The organism is Enterobacter sp. JUb54 (genome assembly GCF_014298075.1).
Classification (GTDB): Bacteria; Pseudomonadota; Gammaproteobacteria; order Enterobacterales; family Enterobacteriaceae; genus Klebsiella; species Klebsiella lignicola.
In genome coordinates, this window is the sequence record NZ_CP060418.1 from 2,709,601 (window position 1) to 2,732,509 (window position 22,909).

Sequence of the window (22,909 nt, forward strand, 5' to 3'; positions counted from 1 at the left end):
CCAGGAAAAGGGGTTACTGATTAATGTGCGCTGGCGGCAGAGCTGTCAGTGTTGTCATTTTCGTGCTGACGCTGGTGCATTTTGCGACCGTAGAACATCAGGATGATCAGGCTGACGATAAAGGTACCGGCCAGTTCGAAGGAGCTTGCACCCATCAGGGCGATGAAGCAGAACGCACAGCCCAGTACGGAACAGATCAGGCTGACAAGGTTGCGAATGTTGATGCCTTCGAAGCGAATCAGGTCAACGCAGGAGTAGAAGTAAGGCAGCATGGTCAGCAGTACGGCGATACCGGTCAGCTCACCGAACAGGTCAGAGGCTTTACCACCGCTGGAGTTCATCAGGGTGATCAGCACCATCAGCGCGGTCATTTTCACCGCGGCCAGCAGCAGGCCTTTTTTCGGGATACCGTTGTTATCAACTTCGCCATACACTTTCGGGAAGTTACCGTCGTTAGCGGCACGTACACCGGCCTGGCCCACCAGCATCATCCAGGAACCAAGAGAGGTCAGACAAGCAAAGGCGGTGAAGGCGGAAACCACTGGCGCAGCCCAGCCACCGAGAATAGTCGAAGCACTGATCGCGAACGGTGCACCGGAAGCTGCCATCTGAGCTGCAGGGTACATACCGGCGATAACCTGAGTTGCTGCGATATAAACCACACCCGCCATCGCGGTGCCGAGCATGGTTGCCAGCGGAACGGTACGTTTCGGGTTTTTCACCATACCGGTACTAACGGCCGCGGATTCAACACCCACGAAGGCCCACAGGCAGAGCAGAATACTTTTGATAACCGCGTGGCTGTCCGGGGTGCTGGATGTGTTCCAGTTCGCCTGATAGGTAGCGGCATCAAACCAGTGCCAGCCGATAACCGCAGTCATCACTACCGGAATTAATACCAGCACCAGACCGATAGTGGTCAGACGGCTGACCCAGGTACCGCCGAGCATATTCACGAAGGTAAATATCCAGACGATCGCAATACACGCGATACCGGCTGGAATCGGGTTATTCAGAATCGGGAAGAAGGTCGAAAGATAAGAGACGGCGGTAATACCGATTGCCAGGTTACCAATCCAGTTTGCATGATAATAAAGGACACCGGTCTGGAAACCGAACGCGGGAGATATTTCCCCGGCATAGGCAATTGGGCCACCCTGCTGTGGGTTTTTGGTTGCCAGTCGAGCATATACATAAGCCAGCGACATTGCCCCAATAATAGAAATAACCCAACCCCAGATAGCAATACCACCGATGCTGGCAAGGTTCGCAGGTAATAGTGCAATACCGCTCCCCATCATATTACCAGCGACCACGCCGGTACAGGCAAATAGCCCTATCTTCTTGGCAGAACTCATGTTTGCTTTTCTCCTAAGTTTATTTTGGAGGTACAGATCATGATATAGAACCTTTAATTGACCCGACCAACTGCCAACCAGATTAAGGATTCATAGGTAAAAAGTCCTAAAGATAAAGTGAAATAACTACAAACATCAGACAAATGATATTTTGACATTTTTATGGCAACATATCAGGATGACACGTTGATATCATAAAAAGATAAACATTGATTAAAAACAGTTAGTTAGGGATGGGGTTTGATGTTGGAATTGTGTTATTGGAGGGGATTTTATTGCTCAATAGATATAACAACTCAAGCTCTCAGAAGAAACATAAATTTAACCTCATCATGTTCATAATATTGCGCATGATGAGGGTTTACTTAGAACTTATCCCATTAGACTATTTTATTTGCCATTTTGGCCCTGGGCAGTGCTCACCATCCTCACGTACTTCGTGTACGCTCCGGTGGTTTCGCTCTGTCCGTGTCCAAACTGGCTGCAACAATATTCGCCTTATGGGATATGCTCCTATTCTGCAGAGAGGAAGTTATCGAGATACGGCACGACGCGGGTCACTGAGGTCTGGAATACCGCATTTTCAATCCAGTACAGTGTGTTTTCACCAGGACGTAAATTAAACGCGGTCAGATAGGCATCGGCTGCTTCCCGGTTCTCTCCTTTCATTTCGTAGACTTTGCCTAACAGCACGTAATTCACCCACGACATTTCCAGATCGATCCCGGTATTAATAGCTTCATACGCCTCGTCGACTTTACCCTGACCTAAGAGATCCACTGTTTTAATTTGATAAAATACCGCCATGTTTTTTATCCCCGGCATCTCGCCGACCCGTGAGATTTCAGCATACAGCGCGTTGAGCTGTTCTTTATTCAACGGTTGCTGCGAATGGCGTAAAACATCAACCAGCGTTTTTTCGGCATAGGCATAACAAAACTCCGGTGAGTCTTTGGTCACATCGTCAAGCAGTGCGCTGGCCTTACCTAATGAATCAACATCGCCGTTCATTAATAGTTGATGTGACTCGTAGAACTGAGTCAGCGCCGTACTGTGCGAGGGCTGATATTGTTTCAGCATCGCCTGCATGCGATCGGACCAGGGCTGCTTAAGCGCTTCCGACAGGCTGCTCAACAGATCGTTTTGAATCGCCAGCTGGTTATCGCTGGTGATGAAATAACGCTTGTCCATCATCATCGAGCCGTCGGCGTTATCGACCATCTGCACGGACATAAAACACTGCTGCGCGCGATAGTGGCGCTGGTTCACGAACTCAATGGTCAACGATTTGCCCGAACTGCTGGGCTCGTTGATGTTGTAGTCGGTTTTGTCATGCACCATAAACGTCGAGAAGGTGTTGAGCGAGGTCGCCACCAGGCTGCCTAAGCCCACCGCATAGGCGTGCTGCGACGCCCAGTTAGTACAGGAGCCGCCTTTCAGCAGGTGAATATCGATATCACGCGGGTTCAGCAGCAGGCGGGCTTTGGTCACCGGCGGTCGCGACTCCATCGTCGACAGCGCGACCAACGCCACGCAGGTCCCGAGAGCCAGCAGGAACAGGATCCAGACGCCAAAGGTGGTGATGCGTCGGCGTTTTTCTGATTTAACCGGCGTCGGCTGACTGTGCAGCCCCTCGTCAGAGAGTACGGGCGCAGCAGGTTCACTCGCCACAGCCGTGGCGGCAGCGGCGGTGGCGGTCGGCGGAGCAGGCATCGCCGGAGAGATAACCGGCGCGGGGGCTTCCCCTTCTTCCGTACACCAGATCACCGGTACCGTGAGCTTATAGCCGCGCTTGGGTACCGTCGCAATATATTCGGGGCTACTATCATCCCCATCTTTCAGCGACTTACGGAGCTCAGAAATGCTTTGTGTTACGACGTGGCTGGTCACCACGTTACGGGTCCAGACATTATCAATGAGCTCGTCCCGGCTGAGAACTTCATCAGGATGGCGAGCAAAAAAGACCAAAAGATCGATTAAACGCGGTTCAAGAGTAAGCTGACGCCCCTTCCGGCTAATTTGGTTATCGGAGGGGGTAACCAGCCATTCTCCCACGCGAACAACAGGTTGTTGCATAAAAAAGCGCCCAAAACGAAGAGGGAAAGGCGCGATGATAGCACATTTCCCATACCTAATAATGATAGGGGTCATTACCTTGAACGCGTTATATCAATCTACAATTATTTAACTTATCCAGTTTTTATACCCAGACATCGCAATCAACAACCGATTAACTCCTGTTTATTTTATCAAGAAACCGTTCAGAATTACCGATCGATACCGCCGCGGAAGTGCCGTTATAGCACCAGAAGGTGCGGTTATCGATACTGTGCCACCGCGCGTTCCAGCGCGCCAATGTCCGGGCTGGATAACAGCGGTTGAAGCTGCAGTAACGTCTCTTCGGGTAATTCATAGAGTCGGAGCTTCAACAGTCGCGCGATATCCGCTTCAGGAAAACGCCGCTTAATCTCGCAGGCCGGGTTGCCCCCCACCACCGTATAAGGCGGGACATCTTTAGTCACCACCGCCCCCGCGGCCACCACCGCCCCTTCGCCAATCGTGATGCCCGGCATAATCATCGCCCGCATGCCAATCCAGCAGCCATCTTTCAGCACGGTATCGCCGCGAGGCTGATAGGCCTCTTTGACGGAAGCCGTAAACGGATAGAAGCTGATCCAGTCGAGCCGGTGGGTACTGTTGCCGCCCATCAGGATGACCACTTCCGCGGCGATGCAGACAAAATTGCCGATAATGAGCTTATCGACGTGGCCTAGCGGCCCCCACTCCTCGCTGGCACTATCGTCATGCAGATGACGCACGACGCAACGTTCAAAGCCCCGATCCCAAAAATCGCTGTAGTAGCTATGGGTCCCATGAATAATTATATTCGGGTTCTTGACCGTCTTGTGCAGGCGTTCGGTTATCGCCCAGTGTTTGTCTGCCATCGTGGCATTCCTTCTTGCTTTTTATATGATGACTGCATGCAGGTGAATCATCATAAGCTAAAAGATTCGACGCCGGAACAACCACTTAATAGCGTGAAGGGACACCATCAGGGCAGGTTTTAAAACGCCGATGAAGCCACATATATTGCTCTGGCGCCATCAGGATGCACTGCTCAATAATTTTATTCATCCAGCTGGCCGTGCTTTCTGCGCTCTCAAGCGGCGGGGTAGATTCTGGCGTCAACGAGATCAATTCATAACCACCACCATTAGGTTTGCGGCGCGGAACAAAAGGGACGATCGCCGCTTTAGACATTTTAGCCAGAATCCAGGTGCCGGTCGTGGTGGCCGCCTGCTCGACGCCAAAAAATGGCGCGAACACGCTGCTTTCCGGGCCATAGTCATGGTCCGGCGCGTACCACAGGATCTCCCCCTCTTTCAGAACCCGCACCATCCCTTTCAGGTTTTTGCGATCCAGCATGGTCTTATTTGAGCGTAACCGCCCGCGGGTCTGTAACCAGTCAAGCACCGGGTTATCGTTGGGACGGTATACGCCAACGCCCGGCGTATGCATGCCGAACATCCGCGCCCCCAGCTCGAGGGTCAAGAAATGCACGCCGATCAGCAACACCCCCTGCTTTTGTTGCTGCAGGTTAATCACTTCTTCGACGCCGCTGGTCTCGGTCCAGCGGGCAATGCGGCTGGCAGGCCAGAACCACGCCATGCCCGTTTCCATCAGCCCCATCCCCAGGGATTCAAAATTTTGCCGCACCATCTCATGGCGCTGAGCGGCGCTCATCTCAGGAAAGCACAGCTCGAAATTGCGCTCGGCAATATTGACGCGACGCTTCATAAAGCGCATCGCCAGGCGCCCCATCGCCGTGCCCAGGCGGTAGATGAGCGGATAAGGCAGCTGCACCGCCAGCCATAGCAGACCCGCCCCCAGCCATATCAGCCAGTATTTCGGGCGAAAAAAAGAGAGTGAAAATTGCGGTAAAGGCGACATGGCATTCCTGCTTATTCAATATAAGGAAGACGACAACATGGCATGGCGCACGCGGGGTATCCCACAGCGGAGGCGGTTTTATTTAATCGATGGCAATATTGTCGTCGCGAATAATAATAAAATTATATCGCTGAACCGGGCGCAGGATACTCTGTTGTGTGTAACAAATTTATTATTAATTAAATTATTCAGTCATTCGTGAAATAGCATATCGCCAGCCACATAAAAATATCTTAATTATTTTCTGTGGCTGTCATTCAACAACGTGAACATCCGCTCGCCCCCTCACGGAGGCGAACGGCGAATTTACTGCACCCGATCCGCATCGGCCGTGGGCAGGCTCGTCAGAACCGTCCGCGAACGGTGGCTATAGTAATAGATCCCGATCAGCAGCACGGTAAACGGAATGCCGAACCACAGCGTCATGCGGAAGAAATCGGTGAACGCCGTGGAGATCAGCAGCGCCAGCATCAGACTGGCTCCCAGCAGCGGAGTCCAGGGATAGCCCCACAGCCGAAACTTCAACGCCGTTTGCCGGTGCTGACGACGGAAGAACAGATGGGTAATAAAGATCATCAGCCAGGTGAAACAGGCGCCATAGACCGAAATGGACATCATGGCGGCAAACGCCTGCTGCGGGTAGAGCACGCTCAGCACGATGGAGATCATGATCCCGACGCACGAGATAGCCAGCGCGTTCACCGGGATCCCACGCGCGCTGATCCGCCCAAATCCGGCCGGTGCCTGGCGGGCCCGCGACAATGAGAACATCATGCGGGTGGTGATATACAGCTGGCTGTTCATCGCCGAGAGCGCCGCAATCAGGACAATAAAGTTAAAAATACCGCCGGCATACGGCAGATGAATCACGTTCATCGCCACCAGGAAGGGGCTTTCGCTGGTGCCGGACTGACGCCACGGCACAATCGCCAGCATCAGCGCGATCGACAGCATATAGAAGATAAACAGGCGCAGGATGGTCCCTTTAAACGCCGACTTCACCGCCACTACCGGGTTTTTCGCCTCGCCAGCCGCCACGGCGATCATTTCGATGCTGAGATAGCTGAAGATAGCGACAATGGTCGCAAACCACATGCCGCTCACCCCGAACGGCATAAACCCGCCGCTGGCGGTAAAATTGTGCAGGCCGTAGGTCGGGTTAGCCGAGAAAGCGAGGATCCCCAGGCCAATCAGGATAAACGCCACGATCGCCAGCACCTTAACCGTCGAGAGCGCATACTCCACCTGACCGAAACATTTCACACCGATGACATTAATTACGATAACCACGGCAGAGAACAACAGCACCCACGGCCAGACCGGCGTATCCGGGAACCAGAACTGCATATACATCCCGATCGCGGTAACTTCGGTCCCCACCGCCAGCACCACGCAAGACCAGTAGGAGTAACGCACCAGAAATCCGCACAGCGGGCTCAGGTAAAACTCGGCATAGTCGCCGAAGGAGCCTGGGGTCGGATGCTCTGAGGTCATTTCCGCCAGACAGCCCATCAGCAGCAGCGCAATCACGCCGCCAATCAGGTAGCTCAACAACACCGACGGCCCGGCCATTTGAATCGCATAGGCGCTGCCGAGGAACAGCCCGGTACCAATCGCGCCGCCAATCGCCAGCATCGACATCTGCCCGGCGGTCAGCTGCTTCTGCAGCCCGTCCTGGCGCTGCGCAATCTCATCAAAACGCTTACGATCTTTCATCGGTTCCTGCCTTAGCGACGGGCGGTGGTGACATCGAGGATCGCGGCGGTGACGTAATCAATATTGTCACCATTAAGGCCGGGCAGACACATCCGCCCTGGGGCCACCAGATAAATGGAATAGCGTTCACGCAGTTCGCTGACCTGGCGTTCGTTGAGGCCGGTATAGCTGAACATGCCACGCTGATCGCGGATGCGCCGGTAGTCCAGCGCAGAGGCACCCTGCTCCAGCCCGGCGGACAGACGCTGGCGCATCTGCTGGATCCGCTCGCGCATGGTGGTGAGCTCCGCCTGCCACTGCTGACACAGTTGCGTATCGGCTAATATCGTTTCAACAATGCGGCTACCGTGGGTCGGTGGGCAGGAGTAGCTCCGGCGGATCAGGGTTTTGAGCGCCCCCTGCACATTTGCAGCTTCGCTGGCGCTGGCGCAGCGAACCGTCAGTCCCCCGACTCGCTGGCCGTACAGGGCAATGTTTTTCGAAAACGAGTTGGCGACGATAAAATCCAGGTCGCTCTCCAGCGCCAGCCTCAGCGCATAGCAGTCCTCCTCCAGCCCGGCGCCAAAGCCCTGATAGGCGATATCGAAGAATGGCAACAGCCGCTGCGTCTGCATCATAGTCAGCAGGGTCTGCCACTGGCCGGGGTTCAGGTCGGTGCCGGTCGGGTTATGGCAGCACGGATGTAACAGCACCGCCGTCCCGGCGGGCAACGCCTGCAAGGCCGCCAGCATCTCGGCAAAGCGCAATTCGCCGCTCTGGTTGTCGAAATAGGGGTAATGGTTGACCTGAAGCCCCGCGCCGGAAAAAATGGCCTGATGGTTGGCCCAGGTCGGGTCGGAAACCCAAATCTCTTTCCGTTGTAAAAAATGCACGAGCAGGTCTGCCGCCAGCTTCAATGCCCCCGAACCGCCCACGGTTTGTACCGTCGCCAGCGCGTGCTGCGCAGCGCCTGGCCCCAACAACAACGTCTGGATCTGGCTGGCAAAGCGCGCACTGCCTTCAATCGGCGGGTAACCGTGTGGCTGCTGCAAAGCAAGCAGTCGCTGCTCTGCCTGCTTAACGGCCCCCATCAGCGGAATCGCCCCGCGCTCGTCGTAATATAAGCCAATGCCTAAATTCACTTTTCGCGGATGGCGGTCCTGCAAATACGCTTCCATCAGCGACATAATAGGATCGGGAGTCGATGGTTTAATTTCTGAGAACATAGGTATCCTTAGCCATAATTAATTATGGCCAGCAGGTGAATATTTATTGTTGTTTTCAGGCCGTCGCGCTGACGGTGATCTCTATTTTCATGCCGGGCACCACTAATTTATCCACAATAACCGTAGAACGGTTCGGATAAGGTGCATTGAAATAACGCCGGTAAATATCATCCAGCATTGCCACATCATTAACATCGGTAAGATAAATAATGACCTGTAATACATTATCGCTATGACTCCCGGCCGCCTGAAGCGTGCGGGCGAGATTATCAAAGGTCAATGTGATCTGCTTTTCCGCCGCGCCGGTTTCGATGGTGCCATCGGTGCGGACCGGGCCGTGTGCAGTAAAAAGCATCCCGCCACCGCGCGTCGCCCAGGAAAAGGGCTGGCCGATATCCGGCAGGTCGGTCTGAATTACGTCTCGCATAAAGGCTTCCTGTAATTGCAAAGTACGCTAAAAAGTGCGCCATCAGTGGCAAACAGCGCATCAAGGATGGAGTAGTGATTGGCATTCTCTATTGCCATTTTCCCGATCGACCTTCCCTGCTGGCACAGCTGTTGGGCATAGTATTCACTCTGTGCTATCAGCTCTGGTCGCTCGCGACTCCCGTAAAACAGCGTCAGCGGCGCGGCCTGTGCCGGCACATGGCGCAGAGGGCTAAGCTCGCGCACTTCCTGCGCCGTCAGCTGTAATTGGTGATTCACCGCGGTGGTCAGCAGCGGTTCGAGTTCAAAAATTCCGCTGATCGCCAGCACCGCCTCCACGCCCGGATGTGCCTGCCAGCAGGCTGCCAGATGCCCACCGGCAGAGTGACCGCTGAGATACACCGGGCCAGCCACGCCCGGCTGGCGAGCAATGGCATCCAGCGCCGCGCCAATTTGATGGTGGATCATCGTCAACGTGGCCTGCGGCGCTAACGAATATTCCACCAGCATCACATCGAAACCCAGCGCCAGCGGGCCGGTGGTAATAAAGGCAAAATCCTCTTTATTACAGGATTGCCAGTAGCCACCGTGGATAAATACAATGGTTCCCGCTTTCTCTTTCGGAGAAATAAACCAGTCAATACGCTCCCGCGCCTTTTCACCATAAGAAAAAGTCATGATATTTTCGCAACGTTGATAAGCCAACTGACTCCGCCGCTGAAAGTCAGCCAGTATTTCCGCTTCATTATCTACGGTGGTGCTGTTGTCATAACTTCCGACGCTGAGTTTCATATATTAAACTTTGTTTATTATTTAAGATGTGGCTTAACTATTAGCAATGAGAAAATTTATTGTCAAGCGTGGTTAAAGTGGAATGCGTGAAGGTTAATAGAATTTAATTTTTCGCCTGAATAAGTTTTACCAGTGAAACTTTTCCCGGGTGATTAGGCCATTGAGAGGGGACTGATGAGGTGTCACCATTCACTTTTCGCCACCGACATCTTGCTGTTGACCTCCTCCACGCCATCGTACTGTGACCGAGTCAACGTCCTGAGACACCGCTAAGGGTGTCCCGATTGTGCAAACACCGGGAAACGTCCATACTCAACAGCTTAAATGAGCCATTATTTTGATATTAATTTGGCCGTAGCAATGTCGGGTCTTAAAATATATAGAATGGGATGCAGACCAATGAAATATAAATTAGTTAAGCAGCTTGTCCATGATGATGTCTTAAGAAACAGCTTCATTAACTTAGCCATTAAGACCTTTGATCTCTCTTTTAAGGCATGGTACAAGCAAGGCTACTGGACTGAATCCTATATTCCTTATGCTTTCGTCGACAATAATAATAAAGTCATTGCCAATGCCTCCGCCAATATCATTGACCTGCAGTGGCAAGGCCAGCCCAGGCGCTATATTCAGATTGGCACCGTCATGACCGCCATCGACCATCGGGAAAAAGGATTAGCCAGCCAGTTAATAAACCAGATTCTGGCGGACTGGCAGGACCGCGTCGACGGGATTTTTCTGTTTGCCAACTCCACCACCGTTGATTTTTATCCAAGATTTGGGTTTGAGCGCACGGATGAATACCAGTACACCCTGCCGGTTATGCCGACCGCCGGGGATTTTCACAAGCTCGATATGGATAACGCGGGCGATGTTGAACTTCTTAAATCTTACTACCAGAAATCCAATCCGTTTTCTCAACTCACCGCGCACAATAACTTCGGGTTGTTGATGTTTTATTGTTCAGCGTTTATGAAACACTGCATCTATTACTCGGAGAAAAATAAAGCCGTGGCGATAGCGATGCAGAGCGAACATGCGCTGCTGTGCTTTGATATTTTCTGTGACAGTACGAGTTCGATGTCCACCATCGTGAATGAACTGGCCTCGGATCAGACCCGGCAGGTTATTTTAGGTTTTACCCCGAAGGAAGACCGGGCGGGTGAATATGACAAGATAGAGATCGATGATTTTCTGTTCATCTATTCAGCAAAAGAGAATATTTTCAAAGACCGTAAACTGATGTTCCCCACCCTCGCGCACGCCTGAGCGCCATTCAGCCATTCATGCTGCCCGGGCGGCGTGAACGGCCGGGCGTCAATCCGTCAGGGCGTGACCACGAATAACGATTTACAACGTGGGCACATCAGGGCGGCACCGTTTTTAACCTTGCTGAGCGGATGCCGTGATTTATGTCGGCATTCCGGACATCTTACCGTCGTCCCTGCAGAGGAACGAAAACGCTTCACTGCGTTATCAAAGAATGACATAGACCTTACCCGCTGATTGAGTGTGGTTTATCATAGCACTGGCTGATTAAAAAACACACAACCCATACTGCCGATGGCGCAGCGAAACAGGGAGAAAAAATCAGGAGATGGTGAGGATGGCGGAAACAAGACGCGTACCATCTCCGATCGAAAGGCGTTTTTGCGCGGTCATGCCATACGCCGGTCGCACAACGGCGACCGTTATCTTTTCAATATCAATGTATTATATCAGTGCCTATACAAGGTGCCGTCACTGTGTCCAGATCCAATCCGGCCTGCTTCAATTAAAATTTCATCGATAACGTCTTCAAGGCATGCTGAACCATGGTTCTCACAAATCCGATGAACCTGGGTCAATATTTCCTCCTGGGACATCTCTCCGCGCAGCGCCGACATCAGCATCACCGATGCCCAGCGCCGAACTTCCGGGTGCGTAATCATGCGATTTACCTCCAACCGACCATCTACCACTATAAATTATAGGCGCTATGATGCCGTTCATCACCGCGATACACGATAATTCCCTTGCGGCCCTGGCGCCTGCCTCACCGGCGCCAGGACTGTGGCAAACGCGTACCGACGCTATTTTTGCGCGCGGCGCGAGACGTAGTCCCGGGGGGCTTCCCCGGTGTAAATCTGCCGCGGACGGTAGATATTCAACGGCGCTTCGTGCATTTCGTTCCAGTGCGCAACCCAGCCCAGAGTGCGCCCGACGGCGGTAATGACCACAAACATCGAAGAAGGCAGCCCCATCGCTTTCAGGATCACCGCGGTGTAGAAATCGACGCTCGGCGACAGGCCGTTCTCAATAAAGTACGGATCGGTCAGCGCCACCTCTTCAAGGGCCATCGCCACCTGCAGCAGCTGATCGGACATTCCCAGCTCCGCCAGCACCCGATGGCAGGTTTCACGCAGGATCGCGGCCCGCGGATCGAGATGTTTGTAACGTGAATTACCAAAGCCCAGGCGACGGAAGGCCTGCGGGTCCCGTTTCGCTTTGCTCATGAACGCCGGCACCTGGTCCACGCTCTCGATAGCGTCCAGCATCTGCATGCTCGCCTCGTTGGCGCCGCCATGCATCGGCCCCCACATGGAGGCCAGACCGGCCGCCACGCAGGCAAACAGGTTAGCTCCGGAGGAGCCCGCCGCCCGTACCGTGGTGGTGGAAGCACACTGCCCGTGATCGGCATGGAGGACCAGGATCTGGTTCATCGCCTGCTCAATCACCGGATTCACAACGTATTTTTCCGCCGGGATCGCAAACAGCATATGCAGGAAATTCCCGGCGTACGCCAGGTCGTTCCTCGGGTAGACCGCCGGCTGTTCGATAGAAAACTTATAGCTCATTGCCGCGATGGTCGGCATTTTGGACAGCAGGCGGGTGGCAGCCAGTGCGCGATGGTCCGGATTTTCGACGTCCAGCACATCATGGTAGAACGCCGCCAGCGCCCCCACCATGGCGCACATCAGCGCCATCGGATGGGCATCGCGGCGAAATCCACTGCACATTTTCGACATCTGCTCATGGACCAGCGTATGACGGGTAATTTTCTCCCGGAAGGCTTGATAGTTCGCCTCATCCGGCGCCTCCCCTTGCAGCATAATACAGGCGACCTCAATGAAGTCGCACTGCCGGGCCAGCTGATCGACCGGATAACCCCGGTGCAGCAGGATGCTGTTTTCGGTATCAATATAGGAAATGGCCGACTCACACCCGGCGGTATTGCTAAAGCCGGGGTCGAAGCTGCACATTCCTGACGATGCAAGCGCCCGGGCATCGAGACCTACCTGCCCCAGCGTTCCGGACACTGTATTCAGGGGGATGGACTGCTGCCCATCCAAAGAAAGTGTTACTGGCGTAGTCCCCATCTTTTCAATTCCCCCTCTGCAGCATATCGTGAGCACCCTGAAGCCATTCTTCAGGCCGAATTTCCAACATAGCCAGAGTGCTGCGGCTATTCTTTGATATAAACGGTTAAAAGCGTGATAAAAAGCGGGTTTTAGCCAATCAATATGATCATCACTGAGTAAGGATCGCCGTGTTAGCCGATACGCTTATTTTTATCGTCGCCGCCATTCATATCTACATCCTGATTCTCGAGATGTTTTTATGGCAGAGCAAAACCGGCCGCAAGGCCTTTAACCTCAGCGCCGACTTTGCCCGCGATACCCGGGTGATGGCCGCCAATCAGGGGCTGTACAACGGTTTTTTAGCCGCCGGATTGTTGTGGGGATTGTGGGGCGCAGAGCAGGGTCTGGAGTTTAAGGTTTTCTTTCTGATCTGCGTGATTGTCGCCGGGATCTTCGGTGCCGCGACCGCCAGTCGGAAAATACTGTATGTGCAGGCGCTGCCTGCGGTGGCAGCGCTGATTGCGCTGTGCGTTCGCTAGCCTGGTGCAAGATCGGCGTGCTAAAGAATGCCTAATTCAATCAATGCCGCGAAAGCAAGCAGGATGAACAGAATAACGGAAAGAGGTGTGTTCATATGTTGCCTCCCTGGCACGACCATTCTTATTTTTATCATGAGCATGATCTTTCCGTAATTCGTTGAGATAGTTCACAAAAAATTTGATTTAAGCTTATCATCTTACGGAAAACAGCGGTCAGGCGGGCAACAGCTAACACAAGGAGAGTAAACAATACGATTTATGGATGATAACTGCCGCGAACAGCCAGAGAAAAACCGCCCGCAGGCGGTTTAATAACCAGAAGGTGAGCCTATTTTGCGTAGCCTAAAAACTGCCCCTCTTTCATCACCGCCACTTTGCCGGTCGTATAGGCAATGATGGTGTACAGCCCCTGGGAATAGGTCGTCGCTTTTGCATTCACCTCATCCTGCGCGGCAGGCTTGCCGTCCACCGTCAGGATGCCCGTCGCGTCACGCTTAATCGTCATTCCGTCATAGTGTTTTGTAAACGCGACAGATTTTTTGGCTGCCTGCGCTTTCTGTGGATACATGGCCTGGGCATTTTCTAAGGCCTGTTTTTCCGCCGCGTTCATGATCGCGGCCTGGCGATTCTGTTCTGCGATATAGCACGCATCCCGGCTAACCCCCTTCGCCTCACAATTTGCCATCCGGGAGGCTTCACTTGAGCAACCGGCCAGCGCCGACACCATTGATGCAATAACGATTAACTTTTTCATGCAACCCTCATTAACGTGTTTTCAGTTGTGGACGTCGGCTCTGATGGCCTGTTAATCCGCGAGCGAATATCCGCGATCTGAAAAAGGCAGACGTTGATGTAAGTCATGCCACAGAGGGGGTTTCATTAAGATTTTTCTGCAACATCGATGGTTGTTATCAGGGTTGGTTGTAGAGGATGCAGGCCGGAGAAATTGCGGTGATGTTTGATGTTAACGACACACATACGACACACATACGACACAAGGAGAAAAGCTCGGTGGGGAAATATTAGCAATAACATTGAGATTAAATGGTACGCCCTACAGGGTTCGAACCTGTGACCTACGGCTTAGAAGGCCGTTGCTCTATCCAGCTGAGCTAAGGGCGCATTAAAATGCGGGAGTTTCGTGGAGTGAAACCGCCTGGAATTATACGGTCAACGCTCGGTGAGTCAATGCCTTTTGCCATCATACTGCCGCGATAACGCTAACTTGCCTGGATATACTGCAAAGGTTGGTCAAAGTTCAGCCAACGCCGATTTTCAGCACTTCTTCGCCATTTTCGACAATAAACCGTCAAAACAGGCCATTTATCGGCCAAATACCCCTGATAAAAAGAGTGTCTTTAGCCTTCTGTTCTGTCAAAGAGGGATAAAATCTTAAACGAGGACTGACAGCGGGGCTGGCTTCTGACAAAATATCCGCATCCCCCTTTCGTTACGATACAGATGGAATCCTCTCTCTGATGGCAGCAAAAATTATTGACGGTAAAACGATTGCGCAGCAGGTACGCTCTGAGGTTGCGGAAAAAGTGAAGGCTCGCACCGCGGCCGGAAAACGCGCCCCAGGGTTAGCCGTCGTGCTGGTCGGCAGCAACCCGGCATCGCAGATTTATGTCGGTAGCAAGCGCAAAGCGTGTGAAGAAGTGGGTTTTATCTCCCGCTCATACGATCTCCCGGAAACCACCAGCGAGGCGGAATTACTGGAGCTTATTGATACCCTGAATGCCGACAACACCATCGACGGTATTCTGGTCCAGCTGCCGCTGCCTGCGGGCATCGACAACGTCAAAGTGCTGGAGCGCATTGCCCCGGACAAAGACGTCGACGGTTTCCACCCTTACAACGTCGGTCGTCTGTGCCAGCGCGCCCCGCGTCTGCGCCCGTGCACGCCGCGCGGCATCGTCACCCTGCTTGAGCGTTACAACATCGACACCTACGGCCTGAACGCCGTGGTTATCGGGGCGTCAAACATCGTGGGTCGTCCGATGAGCATGGAGCTGCTGCTGGCGGGCTGCACCACCACCGTCACCCACCGTTTTACCAAAAACCTGCGCCAGCACGTCGAAAATGCCGACCTGCTGATCGTCGCCGTTGGTAAACCAGGCTTTATTCCGGGTGAGTGGATCAAAGAAGGCGCTATCGTTGTTGACGTCGGTATCAACCGTCTGGAAAGCGGCAAAGTGGTCGGGGACGTGGTCTTCGAAGACGCCGCAGAGCGCGCCTCTTACATTACCCCAGTGCCTGGCGGCGTCGGCCCGATGACCGTTGCAACACTCATTCAGAACACGCTGCAGGCGTGCGAAGAATATCACGACATACAGGAGGCCTGAGATGGCAAACTTTTCTCTGGGCAAGCACCCACACGTTGAACTGTGCGATTTACTGAAGCTGGAAGGCTGGAGTGAAAGCGGCGCGCAGGCAAAAATTTCCATTGCCGAAGGTCTGGTGAAAGTAGATGGTGCGGTAGAAACCCGCAAACGCTGCAAAATCGTCGCCGGCCAGACGGTGAGTTTTGAAGGCCAGAGCGTGACCGTAACCGCCTGAACCTGAAAAATAAAAATGCCCGGCTTGCCGGGCATTTTTTTAGCGCTTACTTACGGCGCCAGGTGGTACCCTGTGGGCCATCTTCCAGCACGATCCCCATCTCGTTCAGACGATCGCGCGCCGCATCCGCCGCCGCCCAGTCTTTCGCTTTACGCGCATCCAGACGCTGCTGGATCAGCTGTTCGATTTCCGCCACTTCACCGTCGTCAGCCTGAGCGCCGCTTTGCAGGAACAGATCTGGCTCCTGCTCCAGCAGCCCCAGCACGCCGGAGAGCTTGCGCATATGCGCGGCCAGGGCGTTCGCCGCCGCGGCATCTTCCGTCTTCAGGCGGTTCACTTCACGGGCCATATCAAACAACACGGAGTAGGCTTCCGGGGTGTTGAAATCGTCATCCATCGCCTCGATAAAGCGCGCTTCAAAGGCTTCGCCGCCGCTGGCTGCGACCGACGGGTCGGTTCCACGCAGCGCGGTGTACAGACGCTCCAGCGCCGAACGTGCCTGCTTGAGGTTCTCTTCGCTGTAGTTCAGCTGGCTACGATAGTGGCCGGACATCAGGAAGTAGCGAATGGTCTCGGCGTCGTAATACTTCAGCACATCACGCACGGTGAAGAAGTTACCCAGCGATTTCGACATCTTCTCGCGGTCAACCATCACCATCCCGGAGTGCATCCAGTAGTTAACGTACTCGCCGTCATGCGCGCAGGTCGACTGGGCGATTTCGTTCTCGTGGTGCGGGAACATCAGATCCGAACCGCCGCCGTGGATATCAAAATGGTTACCCAACTGCTTGCAGTTCATCGCTGAACATTCGATGTGCCAGCCCGGACGACCGTTGCCCCACGGGGAAGGCCAGCTCGGCTCGCCCTCTTTCGACATTTTCCACAGAACGAAGTCCATCGGGTTGCGCTTCACGTCAACCACATCAACGCGGGCACCGGCCTGCAGCTGGTCGAGGTCCTGGCGTGACAGCTGGCCGTAGTTCGGATCGGTCGGGACCGAGAACATCACGTCGCCGTTGTCCGCCACATAGGCATGGTCACGGGCAATCAGTTGCTCGGTGATCTCAATGATCTCGGGGATATGATGGGTGGCGCGCGGTTCAAGATCCGGACGCAGAATATTGAGCGCATCGAAATCCTTGTGCATTTCAGCAATCATGCGATCGACCAGCGCCACAAAGCTTTCGCCATTCTCATTAGCGCGCTTAATGATTTTGTCGTCGATATCGGTAATGTTGCGCACGTACTTCAGCTGATAGCCAAGAAAACGCAAATAACGCGCCACGACGTCAAAAGAGACGAAAGTACGGCCATGACCAATATGACAGAGATCGTAAACGGTAATTCCACACACGTACATGCCCACTTCCCCGGCATGGATAGGTTTAAACTCTTCTTTTTGGCGCGTCAGTGTATTAAAAATTTTTAACATCGAAGATTCCGTGTAGACGTGTGTGGATATAAGTCGCGTATTCTAACCTTAATTCAACCCCGAAGCAGCACACAATGCAAGGTGATCGAACCCTGCGGTTATGCTATAACAGCCCCCTATGTCATGCCCAATTACGGGCTTAAGCACCACAATCACCGGAACAGGATGCAAAAATGGTTACTTTCCACACTAATCATGGCGATATCGTAATCAAGACCTTTGACGACAAAGCGCCGGAAACAGTTAAAAACTTCCTGGACTACTGCCGCGAAGGTTTCTACAACAACACCATTTTCCACCGTGTTATCAACGGGTTCATGATCCAGGGCGGCGGCTTTGAGCCGGGCATGGAGCAGAAAAACACCAAGTCCCCGATCCAGAACGAAGCCAACAACGGTCTGAAAAACACCCGTGGTACTCTGGCAATGGCCCGTACTCAGGCGCCGCACTCCGCTACCGCACAGTTCTTTATCAACGTGGCTGATAACGACTTCCTGAACTTCTCTGGTGAAAACCTGCAGGGTTGGGGCTACTGCGTATTTGCCGAAGTGGTTGAAGGCATGGACGTAGTCGACAAAATCAAAGCAGTTGCAACCGGTCGCAGCGGCATGCATCAGGATGTGCCGAAAGAAGATGTTGTGATCAAAAGCGTCACCGTTAGCGAATAATTCGTGGCGACACTTTTTATTGCGGATTTGCATCTGCAAACAGAAGAACCGGCGATCACCGCCGGTTTTCTACGCTTTTTAGCCGGTGAAGCCCGCAAGGCGGATGCGCTGTATATTCTTGGCGATCTGTTTGAAGCCTGGATCGGCGATGACGACCCCAACCCGCTGCATCAGGAGATCGCTGAAGCGATCAATGCCTTAACCCAGTCCGGGGTGCCCTGCTACTTTATTCACGGCAATCGCGATTTTCTCGTCGGCCAGCGCTTCGCGCGCGCCTGCGGCATGACGCTGCTGGATGAAGAAGAGGTGCTTGACCTCTACGGTCGTCAGGTCCTGATTATGCATGGCGACACACTGTGCACCGACGATGCCGGCTACCTGGCGTTCCGTGCCAAAGTGCATACGCCGTGGATCCAGCGACTGTTTCTGGCCCTGCCGCTGTTTATTCGTCGTCGCATCGCCGCCAGAATGCGCGCCGACAGCAAAGCCGCCAACAGCAGCAAATCGCTGGAGATAATGGACGTTAACCCGCAGGCCGTGGTCGATACCCTGCAGCGCCATCGGGTACAGTGGCTGATTCACGGGCATACGCACCGCCCGGCGATCCATACGTTAGATGCCAACGACCAGCCGGCGTTTCGCGTTGTCCTCGGCGCCTGGCACAGCGAAGGCTCGATGGTCAAAGTCACTAAAGACGACGTCGAACTGATCCCGTTCCCGTTTTAATTTCCGCCGCATTTTCACCGCTTCTCAGGTGACGCAACCGTTTTCCTTACCGAAAGATCATGTTATTCTCTGTGGCCTCTAAAGCAGTGTGAAGCACACCCACAGGAGTTTTAAGACGCATGTCTTCCCGCAATAATTCGGCGCGTATCGCCATCGTGATGGGGTCCAAAAGCGACTGGGCTACCATGCAGTTTACCGCAGAAATCCTTGATGCCCTGAACGTTCCGTACCATGTTGAAGTGGTCTCCGCACACCGGACGCCCGATAAACTGTTCAGCTTCGCCGAAGGCGCGGAAAGCAACGGCTATCAGGTGATTATTGCCGGAGCGGGCGGCGCGGCGCATCTGCCGGGCATGATTGCGGCGAAAACCCTGGTGCCGGTATTAGGCGTCCCGGTACAGAGCGCGGCGTTAAGCGGCGTCGACAGCCTCTACTCTATTGTTCAGATGCCGCGCGGGATCCCGGTTGGTACGCTTGCCATCGGCAAAGCCGGTGCTGCCAATGCCGCCCTGCTGGCCGCGCAGATTCTGGCACAGCACGACGCGGAGCTGCATCAGCGCCTGAGCGCCTGGCGCCAGGCCCAGACCGATGAAGTCCTCGAAAACCCGGACCCGCGGGGTGCGGCATGAAGCAGGTTTGCATCCTCGGCAACGGTCAGTTAGGGCGCATGCTGCGCCAGGCCGGTGAGCCGCTGGGTATCGCCGTCTGGCCGGTCGGCCTCGAAGCCGACCCTGAAGCGGTGCCGTTTCAGCAGAGCGTGATCACCGCTGAAATCGAACGCTGGCCGGAAACGGCGCTGACCCGCGAGCTGGCACGCCACCCGGCGTTTGTTAACCGCGACGTCTTCCCGATCATCGCCGACCGTCTGACGCAAAAACAGCTGTTTGATAAGCTGGGGCTGGCCACTGCGCCGTGGCAACTGCTGGCGGATAAAAATGAATGGCCGGCGGTATTTGCGCGTCTTGGCGAACTGGCAATTGTGAAACGTCGCGTCGGCGGTTACGACGGACGTGGGCAATGGCGCCTGCGTGCAGACGACATCGCGCAGCTGCCGGACGAAAACTACGGTGAATGCATCGTTGAACAGGGCATCAACTTTTCTGGCGAAGTGTCGCTGGTGGGCGCCCGCGCTCACGATGGCAGCACGGTGTTCTACCCGCTGACCCGCAACCTGCATCAGGATGGCATTCTGCGTACCAGCGTGGCCTTCCCGCAGGCGAATGCCCGCCAGCAGGACCAGGCGGAAAGTATGCTCACCGCCATCATGAACGAACTGAACTACGTGGGCGTGATGGCGATGGAGTGCTTTGTCACCGCCGAAGGCCTGCTGATTAACGAGCTGGCGCCGCGCGTGCACAACAGCGGCCACTGGACGCAGAACGGCGCGTCTATCAGCCAGTTCGAGCTGCATCTGCGGGCTATTACCGACCTGCCGCTGCCGCCGCCGGTGGTGAACAGCCCTTCAGTGATGATCAACCTGATCGGGACCGATCTGAACTACGACTGGCTGAAGCTGCCGCTGGTACATCTGCACTGGTACGACAAAGAAGTGCGTCCGGGCCGCAAAGTCGGGCACCTGAACCTGACCGACAGCGACACCGATCGCCTGAGCGCCACCCTGGAAGCCCTGAAACCGATCCTGCCGCCGGAGTATGCAAGCGGCATCTTCTGGGCGCAGTCTCAGCTCACCTCGCTCTCCTGAGCCGTTCGGGCGGCTAATGCAGGCTACGCCTCTGCCGCCCGGATGATAACGGCTATTTGCCGGGGAATTGATCTTCACCCTTCCCCGGCATGCCATCTGGCGCGTAGAATCCCCTCCTTGCTTTAAAAATGCTTTCAGTTTTGACTTCAAAAGGATGACCCATGAAAAATGGGACGGATTACCGCGCCATTCTCACGGCGGATACGCCACTCATTGACGTCCGCGCCCCGGTAGAGTTCCAGCAAAGCGCGCTGCCTGCGGCGCTTAACCTGCCGCTGATGAACGACGAAGAACGCGCCGCCGTCGGCACCTGCTATAAACGTCAGGGGGCGGATGCCGCGCTGGCGCTGGGCCATCAGTTGGTTCATGGCGAGATTCGGGAAAGCCGCCTCGCCGCCTGGCGTGAAGCCTGCTTGCGTTATCCGCAAGGCTATCTGTGCTGCGCCCGCGGCGGCCAGCGCTCGCACATCGTGCAGCAATGGTTGCGCGACGCCGGGATTGACTACCCGCTGATTGTCGGCGGCTACAAAGCGCTGCGCCAGGCCGCGATCCAGTCCACCGAAGAACTGGTCCAGCGCCCGATCGTGTTGATCGGCGGCTGCACCGGCAACGGCAAGACCCAGCTGGTTTGCTCCCGGCCCGACGGCATCGACCTCGAAGGCCTCGCCCATCATCGCGGTTCATCCTTCGGCCGTACCCTGCGCAAGCAGTACGCTCAGGCCACCTTTGAAAATCACCTGGCCGTCGAGATGCTGAAAAAGGCCGAACAGCATCGTCGGTGGGTGCTGGAAGATGAAGGCCATATGATTGGTGCCAACCATCTGCCGGAGTGTATGCGTAACCGGATGGCGCAATCGCCGCTGGCGGTAGTGGAAGACCCGTTTGATATCCGCCTGGAGCGCCTGCGGGAAGAGTATTTTGACCGTATGCACCGTGACTTTATGGCGGCATATGGAGAGGAGCAAGGCTGGCAGGAATACAGTGAATATCTGCATCACGGTCTGTTTGCCATTCGCCGCCGCCTGGGGCTGCAGCGTTTTGCCCAGCTTACCGCCCTGCTCGACGGGGCGCTGGCGGAGCAGTTACGCAGCGCCAGCACCGACGCCCATTTCGCCTGGCTGGTTCCGCTGCTGAACGAGTATTACGATCCGATGTATCGCTATCAGCTGAGTAAAAAAGCGAGCAACATTATCTTCCGCGGCAGCTGGCACGAGGTCGCCGCCTGGCTGGATAACTAGCATAAACCGGCATCCCGGCTGAGCGCAGCGCCAGCCGGGATAGAGGGTGACTTAGAAGTCGTAGCGTAGACGCACCAGGTTCATATCTCCCAGGTTGTCGGTGCTGGACGTAAAGACGTGTTCGTAATCGACGCGGAAGCCATAATCCAGCTGGACGCTGATCCCCAGACCGTTATCAATGCGCTGATAGTTGCGGCCGTTGACGTATTCCAGGCGGTCACCCATAAAGTACGGCTGAATGGTTTTCACCGCGTACTGACCAACCGGAATGGTATAACCGGCGAAATACTCAATCCCCCAGGCATCCCCGGCGAAATAATCATAAACGTCGGTTTTCTTGGTGGTCATAAAGTTCTGATACCAGCCGCCGCCGAAGGAGAAGGTCCAGTTATCCGGTTTCCAGCTCAGCGCGGTACCGAGGATATTCTGGTCATAGGTTTTGTTGTCCGAGGTTGACGGGTCACGCATCTCGGCGCGAGTGTAGTTCCACGCGGTACCCCAGGTCAGGTCCTTGGTGATGTGATAATCCACGCCCACCGAACCGCCGCCTTTACGCTTATAGCGCAGGCCATTTCCCGGCAGATATTCATTATCTTCAAACAGATAAGAGGCATAGAGATCGACATCGCCCGCGCTTTTCTTGTACTTCAGCATATTGCGCGAACGGTAGGAGCCATCGTAATCGCCGTTGATCCCGTTCCCCGGCGCCTGGGCCACCATGTCGTAATCCCAGATATCGGTTTTCGCCCCAACCACATCATAATAAATGCTGTTTTGCTGGCCGTAGGTTAAGGTCCCCCAGGTGTCGCTCTTCAGCCCGGTATAGAGCATACGGCGTGAGGTGTCATTGGCGCCTTCCGCGTAGTGGTTATCCCAGTCAAACAGCGCCGGAATATTCACCCCCAGCTCGTAATAGCTGATCCAGCTAATATCATCAAACAGATAGTAGTCAGCAGCAAAGCGAAAACGAGTCCCGCCATCAAAGCCGTTTCGTTTATAGGATCCCTTGTCACCGTCGCCAGACATCATGTTGAACTGCGGACGAATACTACCGCCGACGGTAAAGTTCAGGCGGCTCAGCGGATCGCCGGCCTGCGGGTCCTGCTTCAGCAGCGTAATTTCGGCCTGGGATGCAAAAGAAGTTAACGCCAGTGTTGCGCCGATCGTTATCGCCAGCGTTTTTATTTTATGTGCCATGCTTTTTCCTTGAGTAATAAGCAACCTTATAGTTTCAAGCTGAATATTAACCGCGAATT

23 protein-coding genes and 1 tRNA gene are annotated in these 22,909 nt (G+C 54.5%); 9 read left to right on the forward strand and 15 right to left on the reverse strand.

What is annotated here, in order from left to right:
• Positions 1-20: 20 nt before the first annotated feature.
• The 8 genes from cadB to HF679_RS12510 all read right to left on the reverse strand — a co-directional run bounded on the left by cadB (position 21) and on the right by HF679_RS12510 (position 9,448).
• Complete coding sequence (gene cadB, locus HF679_RS12475; RefSeq protein WP_123755789.1) at positions 21-1,358, reverse strand: cadaverine/lysine antiporter; 1,338 nt, start codon at positions 1,356-1,358, stop codon at positions 21-23.
• Between the two features lie 513 nt (positions 1,359-1,871).
• Positions 1,872-3,434 (reverse strand): lysine decarboxylation/transport transcriptional activator CadC, encoded by a 1,563-nt coding sequence (gene cadC, locus HF679_RS12480; protein WP_154143522.1) that lies wholly within the window; start codon positions 3,432-3,434, stop codon positions 1,872-1,874.
• Between the two features lie 242 nt (positions 3,435-3,676).
• Positions 3,677-4,303: a CatB-related O-acetyltransferase gene (locus HF679_RS12485; RefSeq protein ID WP_154143523.1), complete on the reverse strand. Its 627-nt coding sequence runs from the start codon at positions 4,301-4,303 to the stop codon at positions 3,677-3,679.
• Positions 4,304-4,388: 85 nt separating this feature from the next.
• The gene (locus HF679_RS12490) at positions 4,389-5,309 is read right to left on the reverse strand and encodes a Kdo(2)-lipid IV(A) acyltransferase (protein WP_123755787.1); all 921 of its coding nucleotides are present in this window, start codon (positions 5,307-5,309) and stop codon (positions 4,389-4,391) included.
• Between the two features lie 306 nt (positions 5,310-5,615).
• The gene (locus HF679_RS12495; protein WP_187042097.1) at positions 5,616-7,025 is read right to left on the reverse strand and encodes an amino acid permease; all 1,410 of its coding nucleotides are present in this window, start codon (positions 7,023-7,025) and stop codon (positions 5,616-5,618) included.
• An 11-nt stretch (positions 7,026-7,036) separates the two neighbouring features.
• A complete protein-coding gene (locus HF679_RS12500; RefSeq protein ID WP_187042098.1) occupies positions 7,037-8,230 on the reverse strand; it encodes an aromatic amino acid transaminase in 1,194 nt (397 codons plus the stop codon).
• Positions 8,231-8,285: 55 nt separating this feature from the next.
• Positions 8,286-8,657 carry a RidA family protein gene (locus HF679_RS12505; protein ID WP_123755783.1) on the reverse strand — a complete coding sequence of 124 codons (372 nt, stop codon included), beginning with the start codon at positions 8,655-8,657 and terminating at the stop codon, positions 8,286-8,288.
• On the reverse strand, positions 8,645-9,448 hold the full coding sequence (locus HF679_RS12510) for an alpha/beta hydrolase (RefSeq protein WP_154143526.1): 804 nt from the start codon (positions 9,446-9,448) through the stop codon (positions 8,645-8,647). Before HF679_RS12510 ends, HF679_RS12505 begins: the two co-directional genes overlap by 13 nt.
• 399 nt (positions 9,449-9,847) lie before the next feature.
• Here HF679_RS12510 and HF679_RS12515 point away from each other — a divergent pair, with 399 nt between their 5' ends.
• Positions 9,848-10,717, forward strand: a complete 870-nt coding sequence (locus tag HF679_RS12515) for a GNAT family N-acetyltransferase (RefSeq protein ID WP_123755781.1) — start codon at positions 9,848-9,850, stop codon at positions 10,715-10,717.
• 56 nt (positions 10,718-10,773) lie between these two features.
• Here HF679_RS12515 and HF679_RS25025 read toward each other — a convergent pair whose 3' ends face one another.
• The 3 genes from HF679_RS25025 to HF679_RS12525 form a co-directional block, all read right to left on the reverse strand.
• Positions 10,774-10,938 carry a YnfU family zinc-binding protein gene (locus HF679_RS25025; protein ID WP_217426878.1) on the reverse strand — a complete coding sequence of 55 codons (165 nt, stop codon included), beginning with the start codon at positions 10,936-10,938 and terminating at the stop codon, positions 10,774-10,776.
• Positions 10,939-11,166: 228 nt separating this feature from the next.
• Positions 11,167-11,379 (reverse strand): hypothetical protein, encoded by a 213-nt coding sequence (locus HF679_RS12520; protein WP_123755780.1) that lies wholly within the window; start codon positions 11,377-11,379, stop codon positions 11,167-11,169.
• 141 nt (positions 11,380-11,520) lie between these two features.
• Positions 11,521-12,807, reverse strand: coding sequence for a citrate synthase (locus tag HF679_RS12525; RefSeq protein ID WP_123755779.1), 1,287 nt, complete (start codon positions 12,805-12,807; stop codon positions 11,521-11,523).
• Positions 12,808-12,977: 170 nt separating this feature from the next.
• On the opposite strand from HF679_RS12525, the gene HF679_RS12530 reads away from it, so the two are divergent.
• Positions 12,978-13,328 carry a DUF1304 domain-containing protein gene (locus HF679_RS12530; RefSeq protein WP_187042099.1) on the forward strand — a complete coding sequence of 117 codons (351 nt, stop codon included), beginning with the start codon at positions 12,978-12,980 and terminating at the stop codon, positions 13,326-13,328.
• A 328-nt stretch (positions 13,329-13,656) separates the two neighbouring features.
• On the opposite strand, the gene HF679_RS12535 is transcribed toward HF679_RS12530, so the two are convergent.
• Positions 13,657-14,082: a hypothetical protein gene (locus HF679_RS12535; RefSeq protein ID WP_123755777.1), complete on the reverse strand. Its 426-nt coding sequence runs from the start codon at positions 14,080-14,082 to the stop codon at positions 13,657-13,659.
• 291 nt (positions 14,083-14,373) lie between these two features.
• Positions 14,374-14,450: transfer RNA gene (locus HF679_RS12540), tRNA-Arg, on the reverse strand.
• A gap of 356 nt (positions 14,451-14,806) precedes the next feature.
• Between HF679_RS12540 and folD the strand changes: the two genes are divergently transcribed.
• Both folD and ybcJ read left to right on the forward strand, forming a co-directional pair.
• Positions 14,807-15,673: a bifunctional methylenetetrahydrofolate dehydrogenase/methenyltetrahydrofolate cyclohydrolase FolD gene (folD, locus tag HF679_RS12545; protein WP_123755776.1), complete on the forward strand. Its 867-nt coding sequence runs from the start codon at positions 14,807-14,809 to the stop codon at positions 15,671-15,673.
• A 1-nt stretch (position 15,674) separates the two neighbouring features.
• On the forward strand, positions 15,675-15,887 hold the full coding sequence (gene ybcJ, locus HF679_RS12550; protein ID WP_123755775.1) for a ribosome-associated protein YbcJ: 213 nt from the start codon (positions 15,675-15,677) through the stop codon (positions 15,885-15,887).
• Positions 15,888-15,933: 46 nt separating this feature from the next.
• On the opposite strand, the gene cysS is transcribed toward ybcJ, so the two are convergent.
• A complete protein-coding gene (gene cysS / locus HF679_RS12555; RefSeq protein ID WP_154143528.1) occupies positions 15,934-17,319 on the reverse strand; it encodes a cysteine--tRNA ligase in 1,386 nt (461 codons plus the stop codon).
• A 173-nt stretch (positions 17,320-17,492) separates the two neighbouring features.
• Here cysS and ppiB point away from each other — a divergent pair, with 173 nt between their 5' ends.
• The 5 genes from ppiB to mnmH all read left to right on the forward strand — a co-directional run bounded on the left by ppiB (position 17,493) and on the right by mnmH (position 21,653).
• Complete coding sequence (ppiB, locus tag HF679_RS12560) at positions 17,493-17,987, forward strand: peptidylprolyl isomerase B (protein WP_123755773.1); 495 nt, start codon at positions 17,493-17,495, stop codon at positions 17,985-17,987.
• A gap of 3 nt (positions 17,988-17,990) precedes the next feature.
• Positions 17,991-18,713: a UDP-2,3-diacylglucosamine diphosphatase gene (gene lpxH, locus HF679_RS12565; RefSeq protein ID WP_187042100.1), complete on the forward strand. Its 723-nt coding sequence runs from the start codon at positions 17,991-17,993 to the stop codon at positions 18,711-18,713.
• Positions 18,714-18,832: 119 nt separating this feature from the next.
• The gene (gene purE, locus HF679_RS12570) at positions 18,833-19,342 is read left to right on the forward strand and encodes a 5-(carboxyamino)imidazole ribonucleotide mutase (RefSeq protein WP_128878885.1); all 510 of its coding nucleotides are present in this window, start codon (positions 18,833-18,835) and stop codon (positions 19,340-19,342) included.
• Entirely contained in the window at positions 19,339-20,415 is a 1,077-nt protein-coding gene (purK, locus tag HF679_RS12575; RefSeq protein ID WP_154143529.1) for a 5-(carboxyamino)imidazole ribonucleotide synthase, read from the forward strand. Before purE ends, purK begins: the two co-directional genes overlap by 4 nt.
• A gap of 161 nt (positions 20,416-20,576) precedes the next feature.
• Entirely contained in the window at positions 20,577-21,653 is a 1,077-nt protein-coding gene (gene mnmH / locus HF679_RS12580; protein ID WP_123755769.1) for a tRNA 2-selenouridine(34) synthase MnmH, read from the forward strand.
• Between the two features lie 51 nt (positions 21,654-21,704).
• Here mnmH and HF679_RS12585 read toward each other — a convergent pair whose 3' ends face one another.
• Positions 21,705-22,850: a porin gene (locus HF679_RS12585; protein WP_123755768.1), complete on the reverse strand. Its 1,146-nt coding sequence runs from the start codon at positions 22,848-22,850 to the stop codon at positions 21,705-21,707.
• Between the last annotated feature and the right edge of the window lie 59 nt (positions 22,851-22,909).